At 70.5% G+C, this 12,410-nt stretch carries 11 protein-coding genes; 5 read left to right on the top strand and 6 right to left on the bottom strand.

From position 1 onward, the window contains the following. Nucleotides 1-13 precede the first annotated feature (13 nt). The 3 genes from MARPU_RS14165 to MARPU_RS14155 are packed head-to-tail and all read left to right on the top strand — an operon-like array spanning nucleotide 14 to nucleotide 4,065. The gene (locus MARPU_RS14165) at nucleotides 14-1,516 is read left to right on the top strand and encodes a B12-binding domain-containing radical SAM protein (protein ID WP_005225079.1); all 1,503 of its coding nucleotides are present in this window, start codon (nucleotides 14-16) and stop codon (nucleotides 1,514-1,516) included. Then, the gene (locus MARPU_RS14160; RefSeq protein ID WP_005225080.1) at nucleotides 1,513-2,838 is read left to right on the top strand and encodes a B12-binding domain-containing radical SAM protein; all 1,326 of its coding nucleotides are present in this window, start codon (nucleotides 1,513-1,515) and stop codon (nucleotides 2,836-2,838) included. Before MARPU_RS14165 ends, MARPU_RS14160 begins: the two co-directional genes overlap by 4 nt. A gap of 9 nt (nucleotides 2,839-2,847) precedes the next feature. Further along, a complete protein-coding gene (locus MARPU_RS14155; protein ID WP_005225081.1) occupies nucleotides 2,848-4,065 on the top strand; it encodes a glycosyltransferase family 9 protein in 1,218 nt (405 codons plus the stop codon). On the opposite strand, the gene MARPU_RS17335 is transcribed toward MARPU_RS14155, so the two are convergent. Genes MARPU_RS17335 through MARPU_RS14135 form a run of 3 tightly spaced genes read right to left on the bottom strand, consistent with a single transcriptional unit; the run spans nucleotide 3,963 to nucleotide 6,584 of the window. After that, nucleotides 3,963-4,907, bottom strand: a complete 945-nt coding sequence (locus MARPU_RS17335) for a lysophospholipid acyltransferase family protein (protein ID WP_005225082.1) — start codon at nucleotides 4,905-4,907, stop codon at nucleotides 3,963-3,965. The genes MARPU_RS14155 and MARPU_RS17335 overlap by 103 nt on opposite strands. Then, a complete protein-coding gene (locus MARPU_RS14140) occupies nucleotides 4,904-5,518 on the bottom strand; it encodes a sulfotransferase (RefSeq protein WP_005225083.1) in 615 nt (204 codons plus the stop codon). The genes MARPU_RS17335 and MARPU_RS14140 overlap by 4 nt, the downstream gene beginning before the upstream one ends. A 28-nt stretch (nucleotides 5,519-5,546) precedes the next feature. Beyond that, entirely contained in the window at nucleotides 5,547-6,584 is a 1,038-nt protein-coding gene (locus MARPU_RS14135; RefSeq protein WP_005225084.1) for an NAD-dependent epimerase/dehydratase family protein, read from the bottom strand. Nucleotides 6,585-6,792: 208 nt separating this feature from the next. Here MARPU_RS14135 and nadC point away from each other — a divergent pair, with 208 nt between their 5' ends. Continuing rightward, nucleotides 6,793-7,641 carry a carboxylating nicotinate-nucleotide diphosphorylase gene (nadC, locus tag MARPU_RS14130; protein ID WP_005225085.1) on the top strand — a complete coding sequence of 283 codons (849 nt, stop codon included), beginning with the start codon at nucleotides 6,793-6,795 and terminating at the stop codon, nucleotides 7,639-7,641. Nucleotides 7,642-7,648: 7 nt separating this feature from the next. Here the strand turns inward: nadC and MARPU_RS14125 are convergent, their stop codons facing one another. From MARPU_RS14125 to MARPU_RS14115, 3 genes are all read right to left on the bottom strand, one after another. Further along, entirely contained in the window at nucleotides 7,649-7,987 is a 339-nt protein-coding gene (locus MARPU_RS14125; RefSeq protein ID WP_005225086.1) for a chaperone modulator CbpM, read from the bottom strand. Between the two features lie 30 nt (nucleotides 7,988-8,017). Next, nucleotides 8,018-8,914: a DnaJ C-terminal domain-containing protein gene (locus MARPU_RS14120; protein ID WP_005225087.1), complete on the bottom strand. Its 897-nt coding sequence runs from the start codon at nucleotides 8,912-8,914 to the stop codon at nucleotides 8,018-8,020. 150 nt (nucleotides 8,915-9,064) lie between these two features. Beyond that, nucleotides 9,065-10,585: an AAA family ATPase gene (locus MARPU_RS14115; protein WP_005225088.1), complete on the bottom strand. Its 1,521-nt coding sequence runs from the start codon at nucleotides 10,583-10,585 to the stop codon at nucleotides 9,065-9,067. A gap of 274 nt (nucleotides 10,586-10,859) precedes the next feature. Between MARPU_RS14115 and MARPU_RS14110 the strand changes: the two genes are divergently transcribed. Next, nucleotides 10,860-12,410, top strand: a complete 1,551-nt coding sequence (locus MARPU_RS14110; RefSeq protein ID WP_005225089.1) for a 2-isopropylmalate synthase — start codon at nucleotides 10,860-10,862, stop codon at nucleotides 12,408-12,410.

Here is a 12,410-nt window from a genome sequence, read left to right as displayed (position 1 = left end):
GAGGAGCCCGCGGATGCGCATCGCGTTGATCTCGCCCTTCCCTGACATCACCGTGTTCGGTCTGCGCACCATGTCGGCCTATCTGCGCGAGCGCGGCCACTGGACGCGGATGATCTTCCTGCCCGACCCGGCCTGCGACGAGGACTACGGCGAGGAGCGCTATCGTCCCGAGACCCTGCGTCAGCTGGTGGCGCTGTGTCGCGACGTCGACCTGGTCGGCATCACCCTGATGACCAACTACTTCGCCGCCGCGCGCCAGATCACCCATGCGATCCATGCCGCGACCTCGGTGCCGGTGGTCTGGGGCGGGGTGCACGCCACCATCTGTCCCGACGAGTGCATCGTTCACGCCGACATCGTCTGTGTCGGCGACGGCGAGGAGGCGCTGCTCGATCTCGCCGACGCGCTCGGTCGCGGTGCGGCCATCGATGCTCTGGCCAATCTCTGGGTGCGCGCAGGGGACGGGGCGATCAGCCGCAACCCGCCGCGACCGCTGCTGCGCGACCTCGATCGCTATCCGGCGCCCGACTACAGCCTCGCCGACCATCACTTCATGGTCGCCGACGGCACCATCACCCCTTTCACCCGTGAACTCACCGAGCGCCACCTGCGCACCGGCACCGTCTCCAACCTGCTCGGCAAGATGGGCTACCAGACCATGACCGGGCGCGGCTGTCCGCACAAGTGTTCCTACTGCGCCAACGACGCGCTCAAGAACCTCTACGACAAGCGTGGCTATTTGCGCTGGCGCAGCGTCGAGCATGTCATCGACGAACTCGAGCAGGTCAAGCACCGCTTCCCGGACATCGGCTTCGTGTGGATCTCGGACGATGCCTTCTTCTCGCGCCCGAGCGCCTCGCTGGCGGCCTTCTGCACCGCCTACAAGGAACGCATCGGGCTGCCCTTCTCCTGTCTGGCCAGCCCGCTGACGGTGACCGAGGAGAAGATGGCGCTGCTGGTCGACGCCGGTCTGGTCTACGTGCAGATGGGCATCGAGAGCGGCAGCGCGCGGATGCAGGCGCTCTACAACCGCGCCCGCATGGACAACCGCCGGGTGCTGCGCGCGGCGCGGATCATCAACCGCTATCGCGCGCGGATGTTCCCGCCGAGCTACGACTTCCTGCTCGACGTGCCCTACGAGCGCACCGAGGATACCCTCGAGAGCCTGCGTCTGATCGCCCGCCTGCCCAAGCCCTATCGTCTCCAGCCCTTCTCGCTGGTGCTCTATCCGGGCACCGAGCTGCATCGCATGGGGGTGCGTGACGGTCATGTGCGCGATGCCCATCGCGACGTCTACGCCAAGAGCTACAACATGCGCGCCGGCAGCTATCCCAACCTGCTGTTCGCGCTCGCCCAGGGCGGGCGCATGCCGGGGCCGCTGCTGCGACTGCTCGCCAGCCGACCGCTCGGGCGGGTGCTCGCCGCCGCGCCGCTGCGCCCGGGCTTCGCCTGGCTCTATCGCGCGCTGCGTGCGCTCAAGGCGCGGCTGCGTCCGGTCGGGGGGCGCGCGGCATGAGGGTGTTGCTGATCCAGGCCTTTCTCGGCGGCAACGAGCCGCTGGTCTTCCCCATCGGGCTCGGCAGCCTGGCGGCGAACCTCGTCGGTCATCAGGTGCGGGTGCTCGACACCAACCTAGTCGAGTCGCCGCGCGCGGCGCTCGCCGAGGCGCTGGCCGAGTTCGCGCCCGAGGCGATCGGCATCTCGCTGCGTAACATCGACTCGACCAACAAGCGCGACGTGGTCTTCTACTACCCACTGCTCGGCGAGCTGCTGACGGTGATCGAGCGGTACGCTCGCGCGCCGGTGATCATCGGCGGTTCGGGCTTCTCGATGTTCGCGCGCGAGATCATGGAGGCCGAGCCGAGGCTCGACCTCGGCGTGCATCTCGAGGGCGAGGAGACGCTGCAGCAGCTGCTCGAGCGTCTCGATCGCCCCGAGACCGTGGCCTCGGTGTTCTATCGGCGCGACGGCGTGCTGCACTTCTCCGGGCCGCTGCAGGGACCGGTCGATCTCGATGCCATCGCGCTGCCCGAGCGCGGTGCGCTGCGGGTCGGCGACTATCGCGCGGGCTTTGCCGATGCCATCGGGGTGGAGACCAAGCGCGGTTGCCCGCTGAGCTGTGTCTACTGCATCTACGGTTATCTCAACGGCAAGCGGATGCGCCTGCGCGACCCCCGACTGATCGTCGACGAGATCGAGGCCCTGGTGCGCGATCACGGGGTGGAGCGTTTCACCTTCGTCGACTCGGTGTTCAACCTGCCGCGCGCCCATGCCGAGCATATCTGTCGCGAGCTGGTCGCGCGCGGGGTACGGGCGCGCTGGTCGGCGTGGATCAACGAGCGGCACGCCGACGCCGCGTTCATGGCGCTGGCGGTGCGCGCCGGCTGCGTCCACGCCATCTTCTCGCCCGACGCCATCGCCGATCCGACGCTGCAGCGTCTCGGCAAGGACATGCGGCGCGCCGACATCCTGCGCATCTACCGCCTGCTCTCGCGCTATCCCGGGCTGGAGGTGAGCTACAACTTCTTCCGCAATCCGCCCGGTCAGACCCTCGGCAACCTGCTCTCGATCCTGTTCTTCGTGCTTCGCGCCAGACTGCGCCTGGGGCGTCGGGTGCACTTCGAGTTCAGCGTGCTGCGCATCGAGCCGCACACCGGGCTGCACCGCATCGCCCTGGAGGAGGGGGTGGTCGATCCCGACGACCCGCTGCTCTATCCACGCTACTACACCAATCCGCGCACCCGTCATCTCGACCGTGTCTTCGATGCCCTGCTCTGGCTCAAGGGGCGCGTCGGCCGGCTGCGCGCGCGTCGCGCCGCCGCGGCCCGCTCAACCTGAGGAAGACGCATGAGTCGCACCCACTACAAGATCGTCAATGCCCGCAAGCGTTGGCTGACCCGGCTCGCCGACCTGATCGGTGCACCGCTGAGCCTACCCTGGCGATGGCGCCGTCAGCCGCGTCCGATCGACCCCGCCGAGGTGCGCGAGATCCTGCTGATCCGCACGCTCTATCTGGGCGACGTGATCATGACGATGCCGATGCTGCGCCCGCTGCGCGAGCGCTTCCCGGACGCGCGCATCACCCTGCTCACCGCCGCCGGCGCGGCGCCCTTGCTCGAGGGCAACCCCGACCTCGACGCGCTGATCACCTACGACCCCTTCTGGTTCAGCGACCACAGCGGTCCGCTCGACTATCTGCGCTGGCGTTGGCGGATGCGTCACCGGCGCTTCGACTTGGTGATCGAGGCGCGCGCCGACATCCGCGAGATCCTGATGCTGGTGCGCCCGCTGCAGGCGACCCACAAGGTCAGTTACGGCGTCGGTGGCGGGGCCTGGATGCTCACCCGGGTGGTGCCCTATCCGGGGCTGAAACACAAGGTGGAGTATCACCTCGATCTCTGTCGTGCACTCGGCTGCCGGGTCGAGGGCGTGCACTGGGGTGTCCACCACAGCAGTGCCGAGCGCGCGGCGGCGCGGCAATTGCTCGCCGAGCGGGGGATCACCAGGCCTTTCGTGGCCGTTCACCCCGGCTCGCGCCTGGTGCTCAAGTGTTGGCCGGCGGCGCGCTATGGCGCCCTGGTCGAGCAGATTGGTCGACGGTTGGGGCTTGCCGTGGTGCTGTTCGGCGGCCCGGACGAGCGCGCGCTGGCGGCCGAGGTGGCCGGTGCCGGTGGACCCCGGGTGCACGATCTCAGCGGTCAACTGGGGTTGCGAGCGATGGCCGCGCTGCTGCGCGAGGCGCGGGTGCTGGTGTGCAACGACAGCGCGCCGCTACACCTGGCCGCCGCCCTGGGAACGCCGGCGTTGGCGCTGTTCGGACCTTCATCGAGCCGCGAGACCCGTCCCTATGGCAACGGTCATCGGGTGGTGGAAGTGGCCGATTTGTGGTGTCGCGCCGGCTGTGACGAACATGTCTGTCGTCACCCCGAGCGGCAGTGGTGCATGCGCCAGCTCGGGGTCGATCAGGTGTTCACCGTGCTCTGCGAGATGCTCGCAGCCGAGGTATCCTCGGCTGCGAACTGGTCCCAGAACTGCCACAGCCCGGGGTCGCTGTCGATCCAGTGACGTAGCCGCGCGACGAAGGCCTGTTGCAGCGTCTCCGGGGTCTCGACTCCGGGCGGCGGCGACTCGATGACCGCGCGGTAGCGACGGGCGCCGTCGCGGGCCAGGAAGAGGAAGCGCAGCGGCGCGCCGGTGCTTCGGGCCAGGCGGAAGGGGCCGAGCGGCAGCTCCAGGGTGTGGCCGCAGCAGACGTGGGGCAGGTGATGACCATAGCGCTCGGTGGTGCCGGTGCCGTCGCCGGCCATCATCAGCACCCGCCCGGCGGCGAGACTGCGGTGGAGCTGACGCTGGAAGCGCGCGACATAGAGCATCTCTGCCGGGAAGGCCTCCTCGAGCCGCAGCCGGTGGTGAAGCTGGACACGACGACCGATGAATGAGAGCCCTTGCGCCGAGCGCAACCCGAGCTGGGTCATCGGGTAGCCGAGACGACCGAGCGTGACCAGCGGCAGCTGCGAGGGGCCGAGATGGGCGTGCACCAGCACGCAGCCGCGTCCCTCGGCGAGCGCGGCGTCGAGCCGGTCGCGACCGGCGATCTCGATCATCTGCGACAGCGCCCGCCCGTGCAGCCGGTGGTAGTGAAAGATCGACAGCCGGTCGACATAGTGGTTGATCAGATAGGTGCGGCTCCAGGCGGCGATCCGCGCCGCGTCGGCGGCGGGATAGGCGCGGGCGAAGCGCGCGCGCAGTTGCGCGCGGCGCGCGCCGGAGAGCGCCAGGTGCAAGCGTCCCATGGCGGCGAACAGCCGCAGGTTGAGCGCGATCGGCGCGCGCGCGCAGAACCAGCGCAGCGGATACCAGATCAGCAGTCGCAGCAGGTCGCGCGCCGGGTGCTCGTGCACGATCATCGCGCGCCCCCCTGGCGCTGGCGATAGAGCCCGGGGTCGGCGACTGCGGCCATCGCCTCGCGGTCGAGCGGGCGGTCGAGGAAGTCGGCCACGCGCGCCGCCTCGGCGGCGGGCTCGGCGATGGCGCGCGCATAGTCGACGTCGAGCACCTGGATGTGACGCTGCGCGGCGAGCCAGCCCTCGAGCGTGGCGAGCTGGCGGCGGTAGAGCGTTCCCAGGGTGGCGTCGTCGATCTTGTCGGGGTCGGTGCCGCGACGCACCAGCATGGCGCGCTGCGAGGCCAGCACCTCGGCGAGGTCGCGACGCATGAACAGCACCCGGTAGCGGTGTCCCGGGGGCAGGGCGTCGAGCAGCGGCGCGACCACCTTGATCGCCTTGCCGCGGGCCGCGCGCAGCCAGCCCGGATCCTCCTCGCGCAGCCGTTTCACCCGTTCGTGCTCGAAGTAGCCGCGTGGGTTGTCGGCGTCGGCCGCGCGCGCGGCATCGGTGAACACCTCCACCCCGCCGGCGGCGAGCATGGCGGTCATCATCGAGGTGCCCGAGCGGGGCAGGCCGGAGACGACGATGATCTCCTGGCGGCGGCGCAGACGGTCGAACAGCGGTAGCGGCATCTCGGGGGTCCGTGGCTGTGGGTTGGGATCAGTCGCGCGGCGGGCGCAGCAGGCCCTGGTCGCGATACCAGGCGACGGTGCGGGCGATGCCCGCGGCGAGCGAGTGGGGCGGGCGGTAGCCGAGTTCGGCGCGGGCCTTGCCGATGTCGACATAGAGCCGGCTCTCGGCGGTCCACTCGACGGTCTTGCGCGAGAACGGCGGGCGTCCGGTCTGGGGGATGAGGAAGGGGTAGAAGGGCAGCACCTTGCCCAGCCCCTCGAAGCCGAGCCCGATGGCGCGCGCCAGCGGGATCGGGAGGCGCGGGGTCCACACCTGCACCCCCAGCTCGGCGGCGATGGCGTGGACGATCTCCTCGAGCGAGTAGGAGCGCGCGTCGGAGATGAAATAGACCTCGCCCGGACGGCCGTGCTCGGCGGCCAGGCGCAGCCCGGCGACCTGGTTGCCGACATAGCAGAACTCGGTGAGCACCTCGCGCGGGCCGATCAGCGGGTAGAGTCCCTTGTCGATCACCCGGAAGAGCCGTCCGAGCAGGATCGGCTCGCGTTCGCCATAGGTCATCGGCGGGCGCACCACCACCGTCTCCAGGCCGCCGTCGGCGGCGGCCGCGCGCACCAGTCGCTCGGCCTCGAGCTTGCTCCGGCCATAGATGTTGCGCGGGTGCTGGGGGCTGTCCTCAGTGAGCGGGCGCCCGTCGCGCGAGGTGCCCACCGCCTCGATGGTGCCGGTGAACACGAAACGGCGCGCGCCGGCGCGGCGCGCGGCCTCGAGCAGCAGCCGGGTGCCCTCGACGTTGACCGCCCGGTAGCGCGCGTCGGGGACCCGGGCGTCGTGTCTGGAGACGGCGGCGAGGTGATAGACCTGCCCGACCCCGGCGAGCGCCGCCTCCAGGCTCGCCGCGTCGGTGAGGTCGCCGTGACGGATCTCGGCGCCGCAGGCGCTCAACACCGCGCAGTTCTCGCCGGGGCGCACCAGAGCGCGCACCGCGATCCCGTCGGCGCGCAGCGACTCGACCAGATGGCCGCCGATGAAGCCCGCCGCGCCGGTCACCAATACCACTCGTGTCATCGCGTCACTCTCCTCGGGTCGTCACCGGCGCCGAACGGCGCATCAGGTACGCGACGAACGTTAATGAGCCGCGCCGATGGCGTCAACGCTGTGATGACCCCGGCGCCCGGGCTGCGCCCGGACGTCGCGGCTGTGGCATGATCGCCCCCCTCGATGGGCGCCCGCCGGTGGTGCGCCCGGTCGCCGACGACACAGGACACCGATACCCATGCACAGCCCCCAGCCCCTCGATCCCTCACTGATCCGCGAACAGGCGCGCGCGGCGCTCGCCGAGGACCTCGGCAGTGGCGACGTCACCGCTGCGTTGCTGCCCGTCGATCAGCAGGCGCGCGCCGAGCTAATCACCCGTGAGTCGGCGGTGCTCTGCGGCCGGGACTGGTTCGAGGCGGTGTTCCACGCCCTCGATCCGACGATCCGCATCGACTGGGAGGCGGCCGACGGCGAGCGCGTCGCGCCGGGGCAGCGGCTGTGCGTGATCACCGGTCCGGTGCGTGCGCTGCTCACCGGCGAGCGCACGGCGATGAACCTGCTGCAGACCCTCTCGGGCACCGCCACCCGCACCCGTCGCTTCGCCGACGCCGTCGCCGGGCTGCCGGTGGCGGTGCTCGACACCCGCAAGACCCTGCCGGGGCTGCGGTTGCAGCAGAAGTACGCGGTGCGCTGCGGTGGCGGCACCAACCACCGCATGGGGCTGCACGACGCCATCCTCATCAAGGAGAACCACATCCTCGCCGCCGGCTCGATCGCCGCGGCGGTGGCTGCGGCGCGGGCGCTGGACACCGGGCTGGAGATCATCGTCGAGGTCGAGTCGCTCGCCGAACTCGAGCAGGCGCTGGCCGCCGGTGCGCCGACGGTGCTGCTCGATAACTTCGGCAACGACCAGCTGCGCGAGGCGGTGGCGCTGAGCGCCGGGCGGGCGCGCCTGGAGGCCTCCGGTGGGGTGAACCTCGAGACCATTCGCGGCATCGCCGAAACCGGGGTCGACCGCATCTCGGTCGGCGCGCTCACCAAGGACGTGACCGCGGTCGATCTGTCGATGCGTCTGGAGGTCGGCTGAGCCTCGCTCAGCGCGGCGTGCCGGGGGCGCCGAGGTGCTGCTCGAGCACCTGCAGTCGCTCGCGCAGGCGCTCGTTCTCCTCGAGTAGGTCGAGCGCCAGCGCGGTACCGGCGAGGTTGAGGTCGAGGTCGTGGCGCAGCCGTACGGCGCGGCGCGCGCGGCGCACCGCGACCCCGTCGAAACGCCACTCGGCGGGGAGGCTGCCGCAGGGGTTGAGCAGCCCCTCGGCGACCATGCACTCGATCAGGTGGTGCTCGGCGTCGCAGAGCACGCACAGCTCGACCAGCGACAGGCTCAGGCCCTCGTCGAGCACGATGCCCTCGAAGATCCGCTCCAGCTGCTGCATCGGCGATGTCCTCCCTCATTGAGCCGCGCGCTACACCCCGAGGTCGGCGCGCGGGTTGAAGTCTAGCTGCTCGGCGAGCTTGCGGTAGGCACGCCGCGCCGCCTCGGTGGTCGCCGGCGGGGCCTGGATCTCGAGCGTCACCAGGGTGTCGCCGGGCGGATCGCCGGGCAGCCCGCGCCCCTTGAGTCGCAGCCGCTGCCCGGATTGCGAGCCCGGCGGGATCTTCAGGCTGACGGTGCCGCCGAGGGTGGGCACGCTCACCGCGGCGCCGAGCGCCGCCTCCCAAGGCGCCAGCGGCAGGCGCAGGTGGATATCGCGTCCGTCCGGGGTGAAGTGCGGGTGCGGGCGCAGCTCGACCTCGAGGTAGAGGTCGCCGGCCGGTCCGCCGCCGAGTCCGGCACCGCCCTGGCTGGCGAGCCGGATCTGTCGGCCCTGGGTAACCCCGGCGGGGATGCGGACCTTGAGGGTGCGAGCGTTGCCCGAGGACTCGACCCGCACCTGGCGGGTGACACCGCGATAGGCCTCGTCGAGATCGAGGGCGATGCGTACCGTCTGGTCCTGGCCGCGGCGTCGCGGCGGCTCGGCGCCGCCGAAGGCGCGTCCGAAGATGCTGGAGAAGAAGTCGCTGAAGTCGCCGACGTCCTCGGCATCGAAGCGGTAGTGGCCGCGTCGCCCGCCGCCGGGCGGCGGGCGGAAGTCCTGGCCGGCGCGCCAGCCGCTGCCGAGGGCGTCGTAGGCAGCGCGCTTCTCGGGGTCGTGCAGCACCTCGTTGGCCTCGTTGATCTCCTTGAAGCGGGCCTCGGCGTCGGACTCCTTGCTGACGTCCGGGTGATACTTGCGTGCGAGCTTGCGATAGGCCCGCTTGATCTCGTCCTGGGAGGCGTCGCGCGCCACCCCGAGGGTCTTGTAGTAATCCTTGTATTGCATCGTCTGCTCTCGCGGAATGGACGGGGCTGATCATGCACCGCGCCGCGATGACGCGTGCGTCTGTGGCGACGGGCCGATCGTCGTCTGATCGCTGGATAGTCGTTGCGGCGGGGCGATTGTCAAGCGTGGCGGTGAGGGCGCGCCTGGCTCTCAGCCCATCTCGGCCGAGGTGTGGGCCGGCACGGTGCGCTCGCGCGCCCAGGCGCGCAGTGCCGCGATCCGCTCCTCCATCACCACCGCCAGCGGCTGGGTGGCGGCCAGCTCGGCGAGCAGCGCCTCGGTGTCGGGGCGGCGCTCGGCGCCGTCCTCGGCATAGCAGGCGGCGACCACCGCTTGCTCGATCCCGGCGCCGGTGAAGCCCTCGCTGGCCGCGGCGAGGGTGTCGAGATCGAGTGCGGTCGGGTCGATGCCGCGGCGCGCGAGATGGATGGTGAAGACCTCGCGACGCACCCCGGCATCGGGCAGGTCGACGAAGAACAGCTCGTCGATGCGGCCCTTGCGCAGCAGCTCGGGCGGCAGACGCGAGACGTCGTTGGCGGTGGCCACCAGGAAGACCCGGGCGCGCCGTTCGGCCATCCAGGTGAGCAGGGTGCCGAGCACGCGACGGCCGACGCCGTCGTCACCCGAGCCGCTGGCCAGCCCCTTCTCGATCTCGTCGATCCACAGCACGCAGGGGGCCATCACCTCGGCGGTGCGCAGCGCCTGACGCAGGTTCTTCTCGGTCTCGCCGATGTACTTGTCGTAGAGGGTGGCGAAGTCGAGACGCAGCAGCGCCACCCCGAAGCGCCCGGCGACGGCCTTGGCCGCGAGGCTCTTGCCGCCGCCCTGGACCCCGAGCAGGAGGATGCCGCGCGGGCGGTCGCGACGCTCGTCGGCGTCGAGGAAGGGCGCGCGTCGCCGGTCGAGCCAGGCCTTGAGGTTGTCGAGCCCGGCGATGTCGGCGAAGGTGCGGGTGTCGTACTCGAAGGAGACCACGCCGTCGGGGCTGAGCAGGGCGTACTTGGCGCGGCGCAGGGCGGCGACGTCGTCGCGGGTGATGGCGCCGTCGTCACGCACCGCGTTGCGGATCAGTCGCCGGGCATCGGACTCGGTGAGACCGAGCAGGTTGTTGGCCAGCTGCTCGACGGCCTCGCGGCTGGCGCGCAGCGCGCGCCCGGGCGCGGCTTCCTGCCAGGCGCGGGCCTCCTCGCGGATCAGCTCCATGATGCGTTTGCGCTCGGGCAGGCGCAGCTGGAAGCGCACGCTCAGATGACGCAGCTCGGCGGGCAGTTCGAGCCCGTGGCTGACCAGCACCAGGGTGCGCGCGCAGGTGGCATGGGTCTGGGCGATCTCCTTGAGCAAACGGACGTGGATCGGGTCGTCGAGATAGGGGTGGAAATCGAGCAGCAGATAGAGCCCGGGCTGATCGAGCGCGTGGATGTGGCGCAGCGCCTGGCGCGGCTCGGCGAGGTTGCGTTGCGGCTCGGCGTCGAACTCGAGCCGGCGCAGTCCCTCGGTCACCGTCCAGCGGAAGGCGGGCTGGCCGAGACGGATCGCCAGTCCGGCGAACAGCTCGACCACGCGCGGCTCCTCGACCGATTCGATGATCAGGATCGGGGTGTCGGCGCGCAGCAGCAGCTCTAGATCGTGCAGATCCGGCATGGGGAGGTTGGTGGTGTCGGTGACGGGCATGATCGTGGACCGCTCGGTGGCGTCTCGTCGACGTCTCCGGCAAATTTACCAGCATCACCGTCGACAACCCAGTGACAGCACGGGGTGAGGCTGCGAAGATGCGGAGACGCGCCGCGTCGACCTGTCTCCCCATCCCGTCCCAGGTCCGCAGCCCGCTCCGCCCGCTGAGCGGGCCGGGGCGTCGTCCCGTGGTGGACGACGGCGGGGCACGCGGCCCCATCACAGCCATCAGTATCGGCCTGGCAGGGCCTCCAGGCGTAGCGAGAGAAGAGCCATGAGCGACAAAGACCACTTGATCATCTTCGACACCACTCTGCGTGACGGCGAGCAGAGCCCCGGGGCCTCGATGACGCGCGACGAGAAGGTGCGCATCGCCAAGGCCCTGGAACGACTGCGCGTGGACGTCATCGAGGCCGGTTTCCCGATCGCCAGCCCCGGCGACTTCGAGGCCGTCGCGGCGGTCGCCGAGCAGATCAAGGACAGCCGTGTCTGCGGTCTGGCGCGGGCGCTCGACAAGGACATCGACCGCGCCGGCGAGGCGCTGGCCAAGGCCAACGCCGGGCGTATCCACACCTTCATCGCCACCTCGCCGATCCACATGGAGAAGAAGCTGCGGATGCAGCCCGAGCAGGTGATCGAGCAGGCGGTGGCAGCGGTGCGGCGGGCGCGACGCTACACCGACGACGTCGAGTTCTCCGCCGAGGACGCCGGGCGCTCGGAGATCGACTTCCTCTGTCGCATCACCGAGGCGGTGATCGAGGCCGGGGCGACCACGGTGAACATCCCCGACACCGTCGGCTACAACATCCCCGATCAGTTCGGCGCGGTGATTGCGGCGCTGCGCGAACGCGTGCCCAATGCCGATCGCGCGGTGCTCTCGGTGCACTGTCACAACGACCTCGGGCTGGCGGTGGCCAACTCCCTGGCGGCAGTGCGCAACGGCGCGCGTCAGGTCGAGTGCACCATCAACGGGCTCGGCGAGCGTGCCGGCAACGCTGCGCTCGAGGAGATTGCGATGGCGGTGCGCACCCGTCAGGACCTCTTCGACTGCGACACCCGGCTCGACACCACCCAGATCGTCACCTGCTCGCGCCTGGTCTCGGGCATCACCGGCTTCACCGTCCAGCCCAACAAGGCGGTGGTCGGCGCCAACGCCTTCGCCCACGAGTCGGGCATCCACCAGGACGGCGTGCTGAAGAACCGCGAGACCTACGAGATCATGCGCGCCCAGGACGTCGGCTGGAGCGAGAACCGCATGGTGCTGGGCAAGCACTCGGGGCGCAGCGCCTTCCGCAGCCGGCTCCACGACCTCGGCATCGAGTTCGCCTCCGAGGAGGAACTCAACGCCGCCTTTGCCCGCTTCAAGGACCTCGCCGACAAGAAGCACGAGATCTTCGACGAGGACCTGCAGGCGTTGGTCACCGACGCCAACCTCGATGCCGCCAACGAGCGCGTCAAGCTGGTCTCGCTGCGGGTGTGCTCGGAGACCGGCGAGACCCCGAACGCCGAGCTGGTGCTCGCCATCGACGGCGTTGAGCGCAGCGCGGCGGCGAGCGGCAGCGGTCCGGTCGACGCCGCCTTCCGCGCCATCGAGTCGGTGGTCGAGAGCGGCGCCGAGCTCAAGCTCTACTCGGTCAACGCCATCACCAGCGGCACCGACGCCCAGGGCGAGGTGACGGTGCGGCTGGAGAAGGGCGGGCGCGTGGTCAACGGACAGGGCGCCGACATCGATATCGTCATCGCCTCGGCCAAGGCCTATGTCAACGCCTGCAACAAGGTGCTGCACGGCAGCCACCGCGCCCACCCGCAGGGCGCGGACGTCTGA

This window comes from Marichromatium purpuratum 984 (genome assembly GCF_000224005.2).
In the GTDB taxonomy this organism is placed as follows: Bacteria; Pseudomonadota; Gammaproteobacteria; order Chromatiales; family Chromatiaceae; genus Marichromatium; species Marichromatium purpuratum.
This window is presented reverse-complemented; position numbering and strand designations above follow the sequence as displayed.